Raw genomic sequence first — 17,910 nt, 5'->3', positions numbered from 1 at the left:
GCAGAAGGCGAGAAAATGGCTGATAAACCAATAAAAAAGCAAACAACGCCTGACTTCGAACCCAATGTGGTAAGCCGCTCTCTGGCACGAGTAGGTATTCATGGTGGCCGTCTGCTCAAGCGCTCTGTCATGCGCCGATTACGCGGTGGCCCGCCGAACCCCGCCAGCGTGAGTAGCATGGCCAGGCCCTTCGTTACCCTGACTGGCAAGCTTGCAACCCAACCCGACACACTTCTGTTCGCGCAGATGCGACTGTTCAAGGACACCAGTCTGTTCTGGTCCGGCCTTCTCGCCAGCGGTATTGGCAAGAAACCTTTGACCGTAGCAGAACCAGAGCCTGGCGACGGTCGGTTCCGTGACCAGGCCTGGAACGACGTCATCGCCTTCAACGCCCTCAAGCAGGCCTATCTATTAACAACACGCTGGGTAATGGACACCATTGATGATGTCCGGGACATGGACGATCACGAGAGACGGAAAGTCCGCTTTTTCACCAGCCAGATGACCGACGCCCTCGCCCCCAGCAACTTCGTTCTGAGCAATCCGGAAGTGTTGCGAACTACTGTCAAGACACGCGGTAAAAACCTGCTGCGTGGACTGGCGAACCTGTTACGTGATCTGGACGAGGGAAAGGGCCCGATGCCGTTTCGCATGTCCGACCCGGACGCCTTTGAGGTGGGCGACAATCTGGCCAACACACCCGGCGACGTGGTGTTACAGAACGATCTGATGCAACTCATCCAATACCGGCCTACCACCGAAACTGTACATCGTCGGCCTCTGTTGGTGATTCCGCCCTGGATCAACAAGTACTACATCCTCGATCTTGGCGAGAAAAAATCCTTCATCCGCTATTGGGTTGAGAAGGGACACACTGTGTTTGTGGTCTCCTGGGTCAATCCCGGCCCAGAGCTGGCGCACAAGACCTTTGAAGACTACATGCTCGAAGGTCCGGTCGCCGCCATGGATGCTATTGAGCAGGCAACGGGTGAGCGCGAAGTCAACACCGTAGGTTACTGCATCGGCGGCACCCTGCTGGGTTGCACGCTCGGTTGGCTGGCCGCTCGTGGCGACGACCGGGTCAAAAGCGCGACGTTTCTCAACAGCATGATGGATTTCTCAGATGTTGGCGATCTCGAAGTCTTCATCGACGAGGATTCTATTGCGAAAATAGAAAAGGCTATGAACAAACAGGGCTATCTTGAAGGCGCCTCCATGGCAACGGCCTTCAACATGCTTCGGGCCAACAGTCTGATATGGTCGTTCTTCGTCAACAACTACCTCCTGGGTCGTGACGCTGCGCCCTTTGATCTCCTTTACTGGAACTCGGACGCCACGCGCATGCCTGCGGCCATGCACAGTTTTTACCTGCGCAATATGTATCTGAACAATCGGCTGCGTGAGCCCGGCGGTATCACGCTGGCACGCACCCCGATCGATTTGAGAAAGGTAAAGGCCCCGGCCTACTTTGCATCCGCTATTGAAGACCATATCGCACCCTGGATCTCCTGTTACAAAGGCGCCCGTAACTTGGGCGGCCCACTGCGTTTTGTTCTCGGCGGTTCCGGGCATATTGCCGGCATCATAAATCCACCCGAGAAGAAGAAGTACGGTTATCGCCTCAACGAAGACAATCCAGCCAATCCAGAGGAATGGCTCAAAGGTGCCGAGCAGTTTGAAGGTTCCTGGTGGCCAGATTGGGTGGCTTGGGCCGAGCAGTTTGGTGGCGGTGAGGTTAAGGCTCGCATTCCGGGAGAGGGCAATCTGCCGGTGATTGAACCGGCGCCCGGGGCCTACTTGCGCAATGAACCCGCACCGCCCACCCCGATAGCCAGGAAACCAAGGCAACCATCAAAAAGGAAATCGGCTTCCGATAAGCCGAAAGCGAGATCTCCCGAAAAAGTGACGCACTAAAACCATTGCGACGGTTTTGAATCGCCAGGCTCCTGTCTTCAGGAGCCTGTCCTTAACGCCCCAGGTATCTGAAGCGCAGGACATTCTGGTACTTGTCGATGTATTTCTGATTTATTTCGTCAATCACACCCGCCAGCCGCAAATCATCAAAGCAAATGTCGAACGCAGCGGCCTGTTCAAGGTTTCGAAAAACCATCTTATGCGGCGCCGGGTTAAAGATTGGCGCGAAACGAAAAGCATCAGACTGCGAGGGCCAGCTCTCACCACGGCGCTTTTCGCTGAATATTCGGCGATTCACCTCCGCGACCACGAATCCATCAGCCAGAATCGCATCGACCCGCCCCATGAAGAGGAGCCGCGAGTGAATAGTCTGATCGGCAATCTCGGTAAGAGAGGCGAATTCCGGAACATCGCTGCTGATTCCCAGAACATCAACTCCCTGGCGGAAAGTCAGCACATCAAGGCCTGCGAGGTCATTGATCCCCTCAACTGGCCCGATACGGGAATAATTATAGAAGGCCCCGTTCTGGTACCAGATGTAGGCAGAAGTAGAATACCCGGGAAGACGCCAGTGCAGGGGCACAGTCATGATGGCGTCGAAGTCCTCACGTTCCCGGTAGGTACGAGCATGCCGCTCGAAGGGCTGGAAAACGAACTGGGCGTCAAAACCGCACTCGTTGAAGCTTGCCAGCACAAGTTCAATATCCCGGCCGTTGAGACTTGGCTCGGCCGCGCCCGGGATTTCGGGCGCCAGCACTTTCAGCCGCTTTATTGACTCGGCGAGCCCGGACTGGGGCAAACCGAATATAAAAAGCAAGATCCACGAGACCAGCGTTGACGTCTTCAACCGCGGCACTCTCCCCCGGGCCCAGAAAAGTTCATTTTTTGAACAATATCGCTAACCGTCAGAACAGGCAACCGACTATGTCAAAACGCCTGCGAACCGGGCCGCCCTTCAGCCCAGCAAACACTCCTTGGCCTCATTGATGCGCGCCGCCAGATAATTGCTGCCACCATGATCCGGGTGCAGCTTCTGCATCATCCGTCGATGGGCCTTGATAATCTCGTCGCGGCTCGCGCCGGGCTCCAGCCCCAGGATATCCAGCGCTTCGCTTTCGGTCAGAGGACCTCCAGCATTGCCATTTCCGCCTGACTCCGTGCCTTCGGAGGCAGCCTCATCATCCTGTCGCCAGGAATCACCGAACCGGCGATCCAGATAGCTTTCCAGGAGCCGGGCCGAGTCTTCGTCCTGCGCCCGGCAATAGCGCAGCAGTTCCAGGAACTCGCTCTCGCTCAAATCTGACAACTCACGGCCCTCCATGGGCCCTTTTATGATTCTGCCACTCATGGTTCCGGAATCGTGGTCCAGGGTCATTTCCAGGATGTCACTGGCCACGTGAGATTGATTGCCGGATTTGGCTTGAGCTCCGCCAGCCATACCACCCAGTCCACCGCGCAACAGTGAGGGCAGCAATCGACGCAACAGCGGATAAAGAAACGCCAACCCGGCGAACACAAAATGCAGGCGTCCGGTTACGGCGAGAACGACCACGATCCCGATACCGACCAACAAAGCGAGTTTGAGAATGGCTGCATTACGTTGGCTGGCTGGCTGATTGCGCAACCACACCCAGGCAACAACCGCGACAACGATGGCAACAAGCGTTAACGGCACTCAGATACCCCGGGCACACCGGCCCTTGAATGGATTTCCAGAAGCACTATCGGATCTGTTTCGTCAGGCGCTTCACTTCCGGGGAACTGCGGCTTGAAAAGTCCTGCAGGGCCTTGGCTCCCCCGGAAGCATAGACCGCAACCGCCGCCATAAGATCCTTCAGAACCTCTGGGCTGTTCCGATCAAAGGGCGCGTACGCGCCGCCAGAAAGCTTGCTCACCTGCTGGAAGACCGCCCTGGCATGGGCGTCACTGCTTTCATGAAACATAAATACCGGCGTGCGCAGCATGCCCAATTCCCCGGCGGTATGGCAGAGCTCGTCTACAGGTTCCTCGCAGCAATCGCCGATAAACACCACCGCCTTGACGGGGTTTGTGCGAGTCTCTTTCACCGCGTGGGCCAATACCCGGCTGATCTGGGTTCGCCCACCCAGACAGGAAACGCCGTTCATCAGGTTCAGTAGCTGTCCGGTCCCGGTCACAAAGACTGTGGCCTTGAACTCGCCAAAACCTCGATAGTAACAGAGCTGAATGGCCAACCCGCCCAGATCCCGGGTTGCCATAAACAGTTCGCTCTGCAAATGGCAAGCCTGATCCCAGGTTGCCTCCCGGCTTGCGGTTGCGTCCAGCGCGAAAATCAGACGCCCCTGGCCGCCACCCTGTTTAGGCAGCGAGCGAACCTCGTTAATAAACTGATCGATCGCCTGTTTGTCGGATCGGATTCGTAAATCTTTATCGGCCATGGGCTCCTGAAAATCGCAGCGATTGCAGAATCTGACGCTAAAATAGTAGGGCATAGATTGCTCAATTCACAGGTTTGGGAAGAGGCAACGCATGTTGGGCACAGTGCGTTGGTATCGAATCGGGAATTTGGCCAGATTCCGGCTGCCCCTTCTGGCCCTGCTCCTGTTTGTCTCCCTCGCGCTGCCATGCGCGGTGCAGGCCTCAAACAGCTTTTATCTGCTCTATCGCCAATGGCAGCCTTACGATTGGCCAGAGAATCTGCCGTCTGCCAACGAGGTGACCCGCTCGCAGCGAGGGCTCGGCTGGCACACACAGGGTTCTGCCAGCATCCTCGGTCTCGACTACGATTATCAGCCACTGCGCACCCGCAACGGCGATCCGGCCCACAACGGGCACTTGCATCGGTTAACCTTCGGTGGCGAATGGCAACATCAGTTGTACCGGCTAGAAGCGCGGGCCGGCGTTGCCGGCACCTCCAACATGTTCAAATATCAGGACTTTCACAGCGAGGTCCTTAACGGCCGTATAGCACTATTCCGGGCCCTGAACGACTCCAGCGCCCTGAGCCTGGGTATCGGCGGCGATCACAGGTTTGGTTCCTTCAGGTGGCTCCCGAGAGCAGGCTGGGAAAGAAGTAATGCACAAGGCCATTGGCTGGTCGACCTGCCGGTACTGATCCAGTGGCAAAGTCCGCGGGAGCTATGGACATTCCGGGTGGAACGCGACGGAGATCGTTGGGCGACGTTGGACAAGGCCAGAGAGGTAGAAGGTGCGCTGTATTTACGCGAGTGGAGAACAGAACTGACCTACCTGATAAACAGGGGCCACGGACCATGGCCAACCCTGACTATTGGAATCGGTGCCAGCTTTGATACCCGTGTCCAATATGAAGACCTGAACACGGGCACCATCGATCTGAGCCTGGGCGATGCCCTGCTGGGCAGCCTCAGGCTCGATTGGTAGATCCCGAGACCGGATCAAAACCGGGGATCAGTCCACCCGGTTGAGAGTCACGTCGATGTTGCCACGGGTCGCATTGGAGTAAGGGCAAACCTTGTGCGCTTCATCGATCAGCTGCTTCGCTTCGGCATCGTCCATACCGGGCAGACTGATACGCAGTTCCACCTCGATGCCAAACCCATTGGGAATCTGGCCAATGCCAACAACACCCTCGATGGAAGCATCTTCCGGCATCTTGAGTTTGTCACGGCCGGCAACAAACTTCATCGCGCCAATGAAGCAGGCAGAGTAACCTGCGGCAAACAGCTGCTCCGGATTCGTGCCCTTGCCGCCGGCACCACCCATTTCTTTCGGGGTTGCCAGCTCGACGTCGAGAATGCCGTCTGAAGAAATGGCCCGGCCGTCACGACCACCGGTTGCTTCTGCATGGGCACGGTATAGCACTTGTTCGATAGACATAACGCTTTCCTCTTCTACTTGGCTTTCAGATGAGACTGCCAGCTCAGGCACTCTCCTCCAGATGACTTTCCAGGTGACTGTGCAAGCGGCTCCTGAGTGCACAAAGCTCCGTCTTCAAACCATCCAGCTCCGACAATGAGCAACCCGAAGCGCCGGCGACCCGCTCCGGAATCCTGGCTGCTGCCTGCTGAAGATTCCAGCCCTGCGGAGTGAGACGAACAATGACCTGACGCTCGTCCTCGGGCGAACGCTGCCGAACCAGCAAGCCCTGCTTCTCCAACCGTTTCACGAGCGGGGTCAGAGTGCCGTAGTCCAGAAACAGACGATCTTTCAGACCGGACACCCGAATGCCGTCCGTCTCCCACAGAACCAGCATGACAAGGTACTGGGGATACGTCAGCCCAAGCTCTGACAACAGTGGCTTGTACAGCTTGGTCATAGCCAACGACGCCGAGTACAGGGCAAAACACATTTGCCGATCCAGTGTTAACAGATCATTTCCGGGGACCGATCGTTTTGAAGACTGATGCTCTGGCATTTAACTCGCTCACGATTACCTTGTGCACGATTTAAATTAGCGAAACACGAGTAAGGATGCAACCCCCGCTCGTTCTACCAAGCGGGGAAAGCTTTTGATCAACCCGTCAGCGCAGCTCGAACTTTCTTGCTCAGATGCCCCATCTCAACCCGACCAAGCACTTGGGGCTTAAGCTCATTCATCACTTTGCCCATGTCCTGCATCCCTTGGGCATCGGTTGAACTGATGGCCATTCGGATCAAACCATCCAGATCATCTTCGCTCAGGGCCGCGGGCATGAACTCTTCAATGATCACCATTTCGGCGCGCTCTTTATCGCCCAGCTCTTCACGGCCGGCGTCATCATACTGACTCGCGGCATCGCGGCGCTGTTTGAGCATCTTGTCCAGCACCTTCAGAACATCTTCATCGTTGAGCTCGCGGCGTTCATCAATCTCGATCTGCTTTACGGCAGACTGGGCCATGCGCAAGGTAACCAGACGGGTTTTATCCTTGTTCCGCATTGCCTCTTTTACCGCGTTGTTCAGTTTTTCCTTCAGAGTTGGTGCCGTCATTTCCGATCTCCTGTTTGTTTGCGCCTTTTCCGTTTACATGGGGACAGGATCCCGAAAATGCAAAGGCCCCTCGGTGAGGGGCCTTTGGGTCGGTGACGTGGTTTAACGATCAGACTGCCGGTTACATTTTGCCCTCAGCGATCAGCAAGCGGCGCTCATGGTGAAGCCCCTTGAACAGGCTGTAGGTCATTACCAGCAGCACGAGAGTGAAAGGCAGACCCACGCTCAGGGCACCGGCCTGAAGCGCTCCCAGCGCTTGCTCGCCGCCTACGAACAGCAACACCCCGGCAATCGAACCTTCAATAACCGCCCAGAAAATCCGCTGGGCTTTGGGAGCATCGGTCTTGCCGCCCGAGGTAATGCTATCGATGACAAGCGAGCCGGAGTCCGACGATGTCACGAAGAAAGTCAACACGAGGGTAATACCGATAAACGAGGTAATCCCCGACAGTGAAATATTTTCAAGCGCCTGAAACATCGCCAGTGATACTTCGGTGAGTCCCTCCGAGGCCAGCACGCCAATATCATTCTGCACCTGATGGAGGGCACCGCCGCCGAAGGCGCTCATCCAGAACAAAGTGATGATGGTCGGGATGATCAGAACCGCTGTGACGAACTCACGCACCGTGCGGCCATGGGACACCCGCGCGATGAACATACCCACAAACGGCGACCAGGAAATCCACCAGGCCCAATAGAATACCGTCCAGCCGTGGAACCAGGTCGTGTCTTCCTCCCGGCCGAACGGGTTACTGAGCGCGACCATGTTGGAGGCGTAGGACACCGACGTATCCCAGAGCCACTGGAACACCGCCAGCGTGGGACCGGCAAACATTACAAACAGAAGGAGCAGGCCCGCCATGATCATATTCGCGTTACTCAGGATCCGAACACCACCGTGGATGCCTCGAATCACAGAGTAAGTGGCCACAGCCGTAACGCCGGCAATCACGCCTACCTGAATATTCAGGCCTCCCTCAATATCAAACAGGTAGGAAATACCAGATGCGGCCTGCTGGGCCCCGAATCCGAGCGAGGTCGCAAGACCAAAAATGGTCGCCAGCACCGACACCGTATCGATCACATTACCCGGCCAGCCCCAGACCTTGTCACCAAGTATCGGGAAAAACGCAGAGCGTATGGTTAGCGGCAGGCCCTTGTTGAAAGCAAAGAAAGAAAGTGAGAGCCCGACAATTGCGTAAATTGCCCAGGGGTGCAGGCCCCAATGGTACATGGTTGCACCCATTGCCAAGCGCGCACCTTCTTCGGTGTTAGGTTCAACACCAAGAGGCGTTCCATACCAGTCGGTATAATAGGCAACCGGCTCGGCAACCGACCAGAACATCAGCCCAGTGCCCATACCGGCTGCAAACAGCATGGCAAACCAGGAAAGCAGGGAAAATTCAGGCTTGGCTTCAGTCCCGCCAATCCGGATCTTGCCTACCGGCATGAAAATCAGGGCCAGGCAGAAGAGAACAAACAGGTTTGCGCTGAGCAGAAAACCCCAGTCGAAAACAGCGATCGCGCCATTCTTGGCGCTATCTAGCAATTCCTTTGCACCGGATGGAAAAATGAGTGTCCCGACAACAAAGGCCACGATCAGGATGGCGGTTAACGGGAATACGATGTTGTGGATGTCGAAGCCGAATTTCTCGATATTATCCTGACCGGCCACGTAGTCAGTCTGGTAATCATCTTTAATGACGTCGCCCAATGTGAGGACTCCTATGACTGCATCGACCCGCAGTCGGTTGGAAAATTTACCTCCTTAAGTGCCACACCAATATTTTGAACTCTAAGAATTGAAATTTCCAACCGGTCTGCAAAGCTCCGCACAAACCACTGCGTTCACAAATTTCTATTCGTTCGCATCGCGTTGAATTTAATGCGCGAGCTACTCTGATAGACTTGCTTTAACGGTTATCTCCTCGAGCACGTAAATGGGCCAAACACCATGAAACTCAATCCCTTTAATACCCGCATTGGCCTTGCCCTCGGTGGCGGCGCGGCAAAGGGCATCGCCCATATCGGCGTTCTTAAGGCCTTCGAGGAAGAGCAAATCAGGATTCACTGTATTTCCGGAACCAGCGCCGGCGCACTCATTGCGAGCTACTACGCCTTCGGCCGCCCGGCGGAGTCCATCCTTTCCATCTGCTCCACCCTGAACCTCTCGAAAATCATCAACTTTACCTTCGAGCGCGGCGGGCTTTTCAGCACGCATAACATCAGGGAAATGATCCATCGGGATCTCGGGGATGTCCGGATCGAAGACGCCAAGATTCCACTGGCCATCTGCGCAACGGATATCGAAACCGGCGAACAGTTGATCTTCCGGGAGGGCAACCTGGCAGACGTTGTGTGCGCCTCAATGGCGGTACCCGGCCTGTTTGTACCGGTAGAGATCGATGGGAGAACACTGGTGGACGGCGGGCTGGTAGAAAATGTGCCGATTTCACCACTGGCGAAAATGGGCGCCGGCATCACTGTGGCGGTTGATCTCAGCCATGTGAGCCGATACCCGAAGCCGGATAACACCTTCGATGTGATCACCAACGCCATCAACATTGGCATCGATTTCAACACCCGCAAGCAACTCAAGAATTCCGATATAGCCGTGCCTCTGGACCTGAGCAGCTATAGCCTCACCAATAACGCAGACCGTGTTGAGGAGCTGTACCTGGAGGGCTATCACCCCATGAAGAAAAAGATCCGCCAGGTTCTCTGGTACAAGCGAATGCACGTTGCCATCAGCCTTCTGAAGACAACCCGCACGTTGATGCCCTTCAAGGTGCCCGAGATTCTCAAGGAGCTCAAACGCCACAGCTTTGCCGTACGCAATCGGCATTAGCCCAACAATCACCTTCCGCGGTGAACCAAAACGCTTTTTGAAGCCTACTCTTCACACCAGATCATTTTTCGATGCGAACGGAGCTTGCGCATGATTACCGTCCACCACCTGAACAATTCCCGCTCACAACGCGTTCTCTGGATGCTGGAAGAGCTGGGTGTGCCCTATGAGATCAAGCATTACCAGCGTGATCCCAAAACCATGCTGGCGCCTGAAAGCCTGAAGAAGGTGCACCCGCTGGGAAAATCCCCTGTGATTACCGACGGCGATCTGGTGGTAGCCGAATCGGGCGCCATCATTGAATACCTGGCCCACACCTACGGCAAAGACACCATGCTGCCCGAGAGCGGCGGCCAGGCCTGGCTCGACTACACCTACTGGCTGCACTACGCCGAGGGCTCACTGATGCCTCCTCTGGTCATGCGCCTGGTGTTTGAAAAGGTCAAAACCAGTCCGATGCCGTTCTTTATCAAACCGGTCGCCAAGGGCATTTCAGACAAAACCAATGAAGTCTTCATCGGCCCGATGATCAAGACGCATCTGGATTTTGTGGAAGACCACCTCGCAAAAAACACGTGGTTCCTGGGTGACAAACTGAGTGCTGCAGATATCCAGATGAGCTTCCCGCTTGAAGCCTCGGTAGCCAGGGGCATTGTCGGTAAGAACAGGCCTCACATCACCGGCTGGGTGAAACGGGTTCACGCCAGGCCGGCTTATCAGAAAGCACTTGAGAAAGGCGGTGACTACGACTTTGCCTGAAGAGGCAGCACAGTCATGTCGAAACTATTCACACACTGGCGCGCATCGGAGTGAGCTCGTCAATGGGTTTGAGCCGCGCTTTACTTTTTCAGGCTGATCTGCTTTGAACCTGTGGAAGAAACTTGTCCGCTCTGGCCCTTGCCGACATATTCGACAGACCCGCCCGCTTTCAAAAAGGCGGCAGTCTGTTCCTCAATTTCGGCGGAGGTCAGGGTAGCTTTCTCGTTTTTCTTGCTCATGATGATATCCAGGTCAAGGTGGCTTGTTTTACAGCATAAGCCGTTCATTATACCCGATGTGGCTAAAAATTGTTCGCTTCCTAAAGGCCGCGTTCCTGGCGCGCCTCAGCAACAATCTTTACGGTGAAACAGAACGGAGGAGTTCATTGCATGGAAACCGCTGACATCTTGCTAGCGCTGCTGTTCGGCTGCATCGGCTTCGGGTATTTCATGTATGGCCGGCGAACGAAAAACCTCGTAACCCGATACTGCGGCATTGCCATGATCATCTATCCTTATCTGGCCAGTAGTGCATGGGAAATGGCAGCTGTGGGTGTTGTGCTGATGGTGGTGCCGCGGTTTGTAGAACTCTGAAGTTCGAGGGTTCGGTCACTCCGCTGCAGGCAGACTCCCACCCAGCATATTTTCAATCACCGCTGCGTTATAGAAAGTTTCAACGCACTGGATCTTTTGCTCCCTTACGCGACACCAGATTGCCAGGCGCACATCACCAATCGGCTCGAAGTAGGTGCGGTAATCCAGGATCGCAAACACGTGCTCACCGTCGGCACTCAGTTGCCGTAAAACCAGATCTTTCTGAATGGCAAACATGCCGAACTGATAAGCCAACATGTCGTCCCGGCTGAGGAATCGCATGTTGGGGCCCACATACTCAAAGCCCTCTTCAGCAAGCAGATCCTTGGCTTCATCCAGGCGCTGGGCGCGGATATTTTCGATGAACTGAGCCACAATGTCCTTTGGCTGCATGACCGTTCTCCAGATTCCGGAACTGACAATCTAAACTGCTCCCACTACCTTGAACAGTAGCCTATTCGGACCTGCAGCAACACAGTCACCAATCAACCTTGGGCTCAAAACCAAAGCCTTTCAGAACACACCCGTCTCCGCCAATTGCCGTATGATCTGAATGGTTTCCACGTCTGTGGCCACATACGCTTCATGAAGATACTGATCATAGGGCATCGAGTCACCGCGGTTCTCGATGCTCGCTGTGTGATACCGGAAGCGGACAAAAAGCGCCCCAGGCGCCGGGCTCGGAGCACAAGGCCTTCCCAAACCTGGAATCGGGTCAGGACCGGTAGCTCTGGCTTGGTCAGGTCGTTTATCTGAACAATATGCTCGAACGTCATCTAGTCTCCTGTCAGGTGCAGTACACAACACTGTGCCAGTCCTTTCGCGCGTACGGAACCCGCGATTCAGAGCCCCGAACGGAACACAAAAACGAGGAGAGTCGCGAACAGCGCGATGTTTACTGCCCAGACGATCCAGGAAACCCGGCGCCGTAGACTTGCCCGCTTGATGGGATTAGTCATAACTGAAACGCTCCGATAGGATGTGGTGGGAAGGCGCGCCTCGCTTGATCAGATGATCCTCAACAACATCCATCATGGGTGCAGGCCCGCACATCACAAAGAGCCATTCGCTGAATTCTTCCTCGGAGAAAACCCTGTCGATCAGCGCGCCATCAATGAAGCCGGTCTCACCCTCCCAGTTATCTGGTGGTTCCGACAACACGTAGACCACATCCTCGGTCCCGAGCTCTTTCCGGTGAGCGATCTGATCAATCACGCGATTACCATAGATCAACCTCACCTTGCGGGGATCGTTGGTGGCCCGCATTTGCCTGAGTATACCCAGCAGTGGCGCTAGTCCTACTCCCCCGGCAATGAGGGCAACCCCAGGTTCCGCTCGACCATCAACAGAAAGATTGCCGTAGGGGCCGTCAAGGAAGGCAAGGGTTCCAGGTTCTATCTGGCCAATGGAGCGGGTAAAGTCGCCGAGCTCTTTGATCATGAAAGATACCCGTGGTCCCTCGGCAGGTGCCGAACAAATAGAGAAGGGATTTTCTTTCAGCGAGAAGGGGCTGTGCCCCACATTCAGCCACAGAAACTGACCGGCTTTGTAATCCAGCCCCGCATGCCCTTCAGGCTCCACGGTCAATTCCCATTGCTTCGTTGTCAGCTGGTTCACGGAGACCACGCGCCAAGCGCGTGCCCTTTTCTGAAGGGGAACCCACAGGTAAACCATGAGCAATGACCCGACCGCAACTCCTGTCATTGCCAGCCAAACCCAGGTCATCACTGGCTCTGATCCGTAACGTCCCCCATAGACCGTGTGGTGCAGCAGAAGAAGTGCAATCAAAAGCGCGCCGACCCCGTGCATCAGGCGCCATGTCTCGTATTTATAGTCCAGCTGGGTCCGGCCGATGGCGAGGAGAACAAGGCTGGGAAGAAGCAAAAAAGCGCCAATTCCGCTTAAAATCGCGGAAAAATCGGTTGTGAGCGTCAATTCACGGGTGGGATCCCACGGACGGGGACCTCCCGAGGGCGTTTCCTGGTAGAGAAATGGGTGCACAAGCGCAAAAACCAGGGCCGTACGGGCCATAATCTGATGAAACCGCATCGTCACATCCATTCCGACGCCATTCGAAATGGCCTTGAAACGCCCGGAGAGAATGAATTCCATAAGGATCATCGAGAAGGCGAGGATGCCCAGACCCGAGGCGAGTTCCTGGTGCCATTCGCGCGGAGGTCCCCCAACCGCAGCGGACAGGATCAACGGCAACGTGACAGCACCAAGATATACAGCAATCAGAAAAAACGGCTTCATTTCCAGAACCTATGCCAACTAAATCGCAACGCAAACACCCTGCTCGTCCAGGATATGTTTAACTATAGCCATCAAACATCAAAGGACAGCTTTACGTGCAATCGAAGTCCTGGGTAAACCATTTGCGCCCCAAAAAAATTCCTTTCCGGCGTCGATTTGCCCGAGCGTCAGTCGCGCTGATCTTTCGGCGAATGGAAAACGCCCACGAGGAACTGCTGTTTATCCAGCGGGCGCGTCGGGAAGGCGATCCCTGGTCCGGCGATATGGCCTTCCCCGGAGGCCGACTGCAACCAGAAGATGAATCCGCCCGGGCCGCCGCCGAGCGGGAAACGCTAGAAGAAACCGGCATGGATCTTGGCCGCCATGGCCGATACATAACCCGACTGTCAGATCTGATCACCCGACACCACAGCCGCCTTCGCCCGATGGTCGTCACTCCCCACGTGTTCGAGTGGCACGGGTCGAGGACGATCTTGCCGAACCATGAAGTCGAACGGGCGGTCTGGGTTCCCCTGGACTACCTTGCAGCCGGGGAGAACCAGAGCCAGCTTCCCTGGCGAACACCTCTTGGTACGCTGAACATGCCCTGCTGCCGCTATCAGGATGCCTGCATCTGGGGATTAAGCTACAGCATGCTGCAGGAATTGCTGACAGCAGACATCAAAGCAAAGTCAAAAATACCCCAGTAACCTGCCGAGAATCAGTACGCTGATCCAGACAGCCAAAGACACCAGGCCCCCGACCCGGAGGACCACAGGCATAGGAGCCCTCATCGGGAGGCTCCGTATATCCCGGAGTTTCATTAACCGGCCTACCGCAAACGCATTCAACACACCCAGCAGGACAAGCGTAATCTTCGCCTGAAACAGCGGCGAAGTGGCGTAGTCCGGGGCTGCGGTGGTAAACAGCAATGCTCCGCAAACCACGGCCAACGCCAAACCGACCGCGGCTGAGATTCGAAGCACATCGACAAACACCATCACCGGGTATTTACGCCAAAGCCCGAGCAGACGCAGATCCAGCGGCACGATGCCGCCTACCAGTAACGAAACCCCGAGGATATGTCCGGCATTCACCAACGGGTACATGAATGTGGAGTTGCGTAGGGCCGAGACAAAAGCCAAGTTTTCGATGGCAACCAGCGCTTGCTCAATCATCCCGGGTGTCAGGACGTTCGGCCCGGATACAGGTTGTAGTCCTGCCCGTCGATCACAACCTGCTCCGCCTTGACCAGCCGCTCGCCTTCCCGGGCGGAGCGATGACCATGCACTGTGATTTCCCGGCCCTGACTCAACATCTCTTTGGTGAGTCCGACCCGGTCGTTGCGCCAGGGCTGGCCGACTTCCACAACCCAATCCTCGCCATCCACGCGTATGGTGACTTCGCCATGGGGATTACCCAGGCGCACAGACTGAATGACACCGGTGATTTCAAACTCCTCATCGGTCGCCCACGCCCAGCCGTGATGGGCCTGTGCGGAAGAGGCGGCGAGGAAAGCGGCAAGAACAGCGAAACACATCAGGTAGGTAAAACGAAGCTGAGGCATATCTAATCCTCCTATCGCGATTGTTCGGGGCAACGACGCACCTGAATCAAACCCCTCAATCAGGTACGCATCTGCCTTCACACCAGACTAGGACAGGGAAGCCTGAAATTCGTGCCCGAACAGCAAAGTACCCCTAAAGCCGAATGACACCCGCCCCCTGATCATGCAACCAGCGCCGCCAGTCCAGAGCCAACATAGCGACACCGCCGATGTAATTGTCGTTGACCAGATAATAAGAAATGGTGCGATCACCCCGATTAAAGTTGTGCATCAGTCGAACCACAAAGTTTCGGCGGGTGGAATTGGATAGCAGGAAATACACGAACTGGCCGGATTGGGCCCTCAAGCTTCCGCGCCCCGACAGGTCTGAATGACGCCACTTATTACTGGGCAGTTTCAATAGCTGGTCGATACCCGCCAGGGAACCATGTTCACGGGCCTGGTTAACAACCCATTTGTTCTCGCGGTGCCGCTCAAAATACAAACCCGACTCATCACGCTCGATGGTCTCCATCTGCTCGGCCAGCCCTTCGTTCAGCCAGGCGGGCGCATAGGGAACGATGGTATCAACAACCGCATGACTCACTTCATGCTTGATGGTCGGAAAGGTAAGAGCCCTGTTTTTCCGTATATAGACGACGATCTGGTTCTCGGAGGACATGTAGATCCCGTAAGAAGCAACGGCCATCCCCCTGTTACGACGGATGAGGTAATTCCGGTAGGCTGTACTGTCCTTGAGGATCAGGATGTTGACCGGTACCGTCCTGTTCATATCAAAGGACATCACCCGGTCAAAAAACTCATAGACGTTGTTCACACCCTCCACGATCTGCTGGTGTTCCTGTTCACTCAGCTCAACATCAACAGTTTTGATATCGATCTCGAAACGCGACCATTCCGAAACACCCGGCTTAACGTCCACCACTTCCTGCTCAATGCTGTGGTCCTGGCGGTCGCTGAAGTGAACCTTTCCATCCTCATCAACCCATTTATAGATCTTTGCCTGACCTGCGCTCGCAAATAGCAAAAGCAGCGAGAAAAACAGGACGGGATCTATGGTTTTCCTTAACCTTTCAAACACTGCGCGTTACCCAAGGGTGATGGCAAGATGACTCCTTGCCATGTACGTCTTCAATGATGATGCCCACCCGGCCCATGTACGTGGCCGTGTGCAATTTCTTCGGCATCGGCGTCGCGGACTTCCAGGATCTCGATGTCAAAGGTCAGGGTTCTGCCCGCCATCGGATGATTGGTATCGACATCGGCAAACTTATGGCCAACCTTGGCAACAACCACATGGCGCGGGCCCTGTTCGGTCCGTACCTGCGCAACCATGCCTGCCTTCCAGCGTTTGGCGCCCATCAAGTGCTTGATCGGCACCCGCTGAATGGCGTCGGGCTTGCGCGGTCCGTAGGCCTTTTCCGGAGTGACGGTGACGCTGAACGTATCACCCGCATCGCGACCTTCCAGGGCTTCTTCGAGGCCCTTGATGATGCCGCCGTGGCCATGGAGGTAAGCGTTCGGCTCGCCGCCGTGGGAGTCTTCAACAACGTTATCTTGTTCATCGCGGACACTGTAATGGAACAGGACGACCTGGTTCTTTTCGATTGGCATAGGATTCTCTTCGACGTTTAAAGATGCGCCATTGTAACCGGCTGCGGCTTTGACTTCAGAGTGGAAATTGGCTTCATCCCTGCCAATATGCCTTACTCGCTTCATCCATCGGAAAGAAATGCTCTATCCGCAGATTCTGAGCGGTGACATCCAGCGGGGTGCCGATGGTTGCGATGGTGGAAAAGATTCTGAGCTGTTGGTCGCCCAGATTCAGTGTGAAGGGAATCGCCGGATAGTCCAGGTGTTCCACCACATGGCTTTTCCAGTTCGGAGGAACGCCGGGCACAGTCAGAGCCTGCTCCAGCAACCGATTGGGCTGATCCCGGAAGGGACCGGCAAGATGCTCATGATAGACCCGTTGCAGCATGTGGCAGGCAATATTTTCCCAGTCGCCGACGAATGGCTTCATGCCGTGTTCATCCAGTAGTGACAACAGAAAATTTGGCCGGGCCGGGAACTGAGCCCCCAACTCGATCATTCTCGCCATCATCGCCTGCATGGCCTGGTTGGCCATCACCAGATAATACTCGTGGTCGAATACCACGGCCGGGTACGGCAGGTGTCCCTGCAACAGGTGCCCTAGCGCCTCCCGGATCATGGCCATGCCGGGCGCGTTCAAATTCTGGTCGGAGTAAACCTGGCTGTAACCGGCCGCCGACAGAAGCCTGTTGGTTCCGGCCAGATCCGTCTGCAGCATCTGCGCCAGATGCAACACCATGCCTTTGCTGGGTTTGCTTCGGCCTGTTTCCAGAAAGCTGATGTGTTTGGGTGATACCTCACAGGCAAGGGCAAAATCCATCTGGCTCAGGCGCTTGCCCTGCCGCATTTCTCTGAACAGCGTACCGAAGGCGCTCATTGACTTTCCCGTGAGTTCCGAGTGTTCAATCATTATCGTAGTCGAGGGTAGGCGAAACCATTACCTCACAGGTAATTGAGACTAACACCGCCCGGGTAGAAGCTTTGCAGTGTAGTCCAACCCATTGCGAAACCCGATTGAGGTGATCCCATGAAAAACCTAGTCCGTCGATTCAGCGTCAAGCAAATTATCCTGAGCGATGTCTTCCTCTCCACGCCCCTGGCATTGGCGCTAATCCTGGCTGCAGAGCCGATTGCCCAGTGGGCGGGTGGCCCTGGCGCAACTTTCTATCTGGTGGTCGGCGTCGTCATGCTGCTGTGGTGCGTGGATATGGCCGCTATCGTCAGCAAGGAACAATGGCAGGAAAAGTTTCTCAACCTGATGGTAGTGGTGGATGTCACGTGGAGCCTGTTGGCCCTTGGCCTGATGATCTGGTTTGCCCCGAGCCTCCAACCGTTGGGCTGGGTGCTGTTCGCCCTCAACGTGCTGGTTCCACTGGACATGGCTTGGATGAAGCGGATTGCTGGCAGTAAGCCACCCCAGCCTGCGTTCGGATGATGGATCAGCCCCAAAACGCTACCCAGATTGGGTAATT

General features: G+C 55.6%; 22 protein-coding genes. 7 read left to right on the top strand and 15 right to left on the bottom strand.

The window, feature by feature from the left end:
• Positions 1-15: 15 nt before the first annotated feature.
• On the top strand, positions 16-1,914 hold the full coding sequence (locus WA411_RS09840; RefSeq protein WP_291906316.1) for a PHA/PHB synthase family protein: 1,899 nt from the start codon (positions 16-18) through the stop codon (positions 1,912-1,914).
• A 52-nt stretch (positions 1,915-1,966) separates the two neighbouring features.
• On the opposite strand, the gene WA411_RS09835 is transcribed toward WA411_RS09840, so the two are convergent.
• The 3 genes from WA411_RS09835 to WA411_RS09825 form a co-directional block, all read right to left on the bottom strand.
• Positions 1,967-2,761, bottom strand: a complete 795-nt coding sequence (locus WA411_RS09835) for an amino acid ABC transporter substrate-binding protein (RefSeq protein ID WP_291906318.1) — start codon at positions 2,759-2,761, stop codon at positions 1,967-1,969.
• A 108-nt stretch (positions 2,762-2,869) separates the two neighbouring features.
• Complete coding sequence (locus WA411_RS09830) at positions 2,870-3,589, bottom strand: DnaJ domain-containing protein (RefSeq protein ID WP_291906319.1); 720 nt, start codon at positions 3,587-3,589, stop codon at positions 2,870-2,872.
• Between the two features lie 46 nt (positions 3,590-3,635).
• Complete coding sequence (locus tag WA411_RS09825; protein ID WP_291906321.1) at positions 3,636-4,331, bottom strand: VWA domain-containing protein; 696 nt, start codon at positions 4,329-4,331, stop codon at positions 3,636-3,638.
• A gap of 91 nt (positions 4,332-4,422) precedes the next feature.
• On the opposite strand from WA411_RS09825, the gene WA411_RS09820 reads away from it, so the two are divergent.
• A complete protein-coding gene (locus tag WA411_RS09820; protein WP_291906323.1) occupies positions 4,423-5,295 on the top strand; it encodes a hypothetical protein in 873 nt (290 codons plus the stop codon).
• 27 nt (positions 5,296-5,322) lie between these two features.
• Here WA411_RS09820 and WA411_RS09815 read toward each other — a convergent pair whose 3' ends face one another.
• The 4 genes from WA411_RS09815 to WA411_RS09800 form a co-directional block, all read right to left on the bottom strand.
• Positions 5,323-5,751: an organic hydroperoxide resistance protein gene (locus tag WA411_RS09815; protein ID WP_222465174.1), complete on the bottom strand. Its 429-nt coding sequence runs from the start codon at positions 5,749-5,751 to the stop codon at positions 5,323-5,325.
• A gap of 43 nt (positions 5,752-5,794) precedes the next feature.
• Positions 5,795-6,289: a MarR family winged helix-turn-helix transcriptional regulator gene (locus WA411_RS09810; RefSeq protein ID WP_291906327.1), complete on the bottom strand. Its 495-nt coding sequence runs from the start codon at positions 6,287-6,289 to the stop codon at positions 5,795-5,797.
• A gap of 98 nt (positions 6,290-6,387) precedes the next feature.
• Positions 6,388-6,843 carry a GatB/YqeY domain-containing protein gene (locus WA411_RS09805; RefSeq protein ID WP_291906329.1) on the bottom strand — a complete coding sequence of 152 codons (456 nt, stop codon included), beginning with the start codon at positions 6,841-6,843 and terminating at the stop codon, positions 6,388-6,390.
• Between the two features lie 121 nt (positions 6,844-6,964).
• Positions 6,965-8,557 carry a BCCT family transporter gene (locus WA411_RS09800; protein ID WP_153637243.1) on the bottom strand — a complete coding sequence of 531 codons (1,593 nt, stop codon included), beginning with the start codon at positions 8,555-8,557 and terminating at the stop codon, positions 6,965-6,967.
• A gap of 240 nt (positions 8,558-8,797) precedes the next feature.
• Between WA411_RS09800 and WA411_RS09795 the strand changes: the two genes are divergently transcribed.
• Positions 8,798-9,691, top strand: coding sequence for a patatin-like phospholipase family protein (locus tag WA411_RS09795; RefSeq protein WP_291906331.1), 894 nt, complete (start codon positions 8,798-8,800; stop codon positions 9,689-9,691).
• Between the two features lie 90 nt (positions 9,692-9,781).
• On the top strand, positions 9,782-10,450 hold the full coding sequence (locus WA411_RS09790; protein ID WP_291906333.1) for a glutathione S-transferase family protein: 669 nt from the start codon (positions 9,782-9,784) through the stop codon (positions 10,448-10,450).
• Between the two features lie 80 nt (positions 10,451-10,530).
• On the opposite strand, the gene WA411_RS09785 is transcribed toward WA411_RS09790, so the two are convergent.
• Entirely contained in the window at positions 10,531-10,689 is a 159-nt protein-coding gene (locus WA411_RS09785) for a hypothetical protein (protein WP_167352711.1), read from the bottom strand.
• A gap of 150 nt (positions 10,690-10,839) precedes the next feature.
• Here WA411_RS09785 and WA411_RS09780 point away from each other — a divergent pair, with 150 nt between their 5' ends.
• Positions 10,840-11,043: a hypothetical protein gene (locus WA411_RS09780; RefSeq protein WP_291906335.1), complete on the top strand. Its 204-nt coding sequence runs from the start codon at positions 10,840-10,842 to the stop codon at positions 11,041-11,043.
• 15 nt (positions 11,044-11,058) lie between these two features.
• Here the strand turns inward: WA411_RS09780 and WA411_RS09775 are convergent, their stop codons facing one another.
• Together WA411_RS09775 and WA411_RS09770 are read right to left on the bottom strand one after the other, a co-directional pair.
• Positions 11,059-11,436 carry a nuclear transport factor 2 family protein gene (locus WA411_RS09775; protein ID WP_291906337.1) on the bottom strand — a complete coding sequence of 126 codons (378 nt, stop codon included), beginning with the start codon at positions 11,434-11,436 and terminating at the stop codon, positions 11,059-11,061.
• A 558-nt stretch (positions 11,437-11,994) separates the two neighbouring features.
• Positions 11,995-13,299 (bottom strand): ferredoxin reductase family protein, encoded by a 1,305-nt coding sequence (locus WA411_RS09770; RefSeq protein WP_291906339.1) that lies wholly within the window; start codon positions 13,297-13,299, stop codon positions 11,995-11,997.
• A gap of 95 nt (positions 13,300-13,394) precedes the next feature.
• Between WA411_RS09770 and WA411_RS09765 the strand changes: the two genes are divergently transcribed.
• Entirely contained in the window at positions 13,395-13,988 is a 594-nt protein-coding gene (locus WA411_RS09765) for an NUDIX hydrolase (protein WP_291906341.1), read from the top strand.
• On the opposite strand, the gene WA411_RS09760 is transcribed toward WA411_RS09765, so the two are convergent.
• From WA411_RS09760 to WA411_RS09740, 5 genes are all read right to left on the bottom strand, one after another.
• Positions 13,971-14,456, bottom strand: coding sequence for a DUF6644 family protein (locus tag WA411_RS09760; protein WP_291906343.1), 486 nt, complete (start codon positions 14,454-14,456; stop codon positions 13,971-13,973). The genes WA411_RS09765 and WA411_RS09760 overlap by 18 nt on opposite strands.
• An 8-nt stretch (positions 14,457-14,464) precedes the next feature.
• A complete protein-coding gene (locus tag WA411_RS09755) occupies positions 14,465-14,845 on the bottom strand; it encodes a DUF6152 family protein (RefSeq protein ID WP_291906345.1) in 381 nt (126 codons plus the stop codon).
• A gap of 133 nt (positions 14,846-14,978) precedes the next feature.
• On the bottom strand, positions 14,979-15,926 hold the full coding sequence (locus tag WA411_RS09750; RefSeq protein ID WP_291906347.1) for a DUF4124 domain-containing protein: 948 nt from the start codon (positions 15,924-15,926) through the stop codon (positions 14,979-14,981).
• Positions 15,927-15,976: 50 nt separating this feature from the next.
• Complete coding sequence (locus WA411_RS09745) at positions 15,977-16,459, bottom strand: FKBP-type peptidyl-prolyl cis-trans isomerase (RefSeq protein WP_291906349.1); 483 nt, start codon at positions 16,457-16,459, stop codon at positions 15,977-15,979.
• A 73-nt stretch (positions 16,460-16,532) separates the two neighbouring features.
• On the bottom strand, positions 16,533-17,315 hold the full coding sequence (locus WA411_RS09740; protein WP_291906351.1) for a helix-turn-helix domain-containing protein: 783 nt from the start codon (positions 17,313-17,315) through the stop codon (positions 16,533-16,535).
• A gap of 150 nt (positions 17,316-17,465) precedes the next feature.
• Between WA411_RS09740 and WA411_RS09735 the strand changes: the two genes are divergently transcribed.
• Positions 17,466-17,873 (top strand): hypothetical protein, encoded by a 408-nt coding sequence (locus tag WA411_RS09735; RefSeq protein ID WP_291906352.1) that lies wholly within the window; start codon positions 17,466-17,468, stop codon positions 17,871-17,873.
• The last annotated feature ends 37 nt before the right edge of the window (positions 17,874-17,910 follow it).

Origin of the sequence: Marinobacter sp. CH_CUG1437-1, from assembly GCF_037029655.1 — a bacterium.
GTDB classification, from domain to species: Bacteria; Pseudomonadota; Gammaproteobacteria; order Pseudomonadales; family Oleiphilaceae; genus Marinobacter; species Marinobacter salsuginis.
This window is presented reverse-complemented; position numbering and strand designations above follow the sequence as displayed.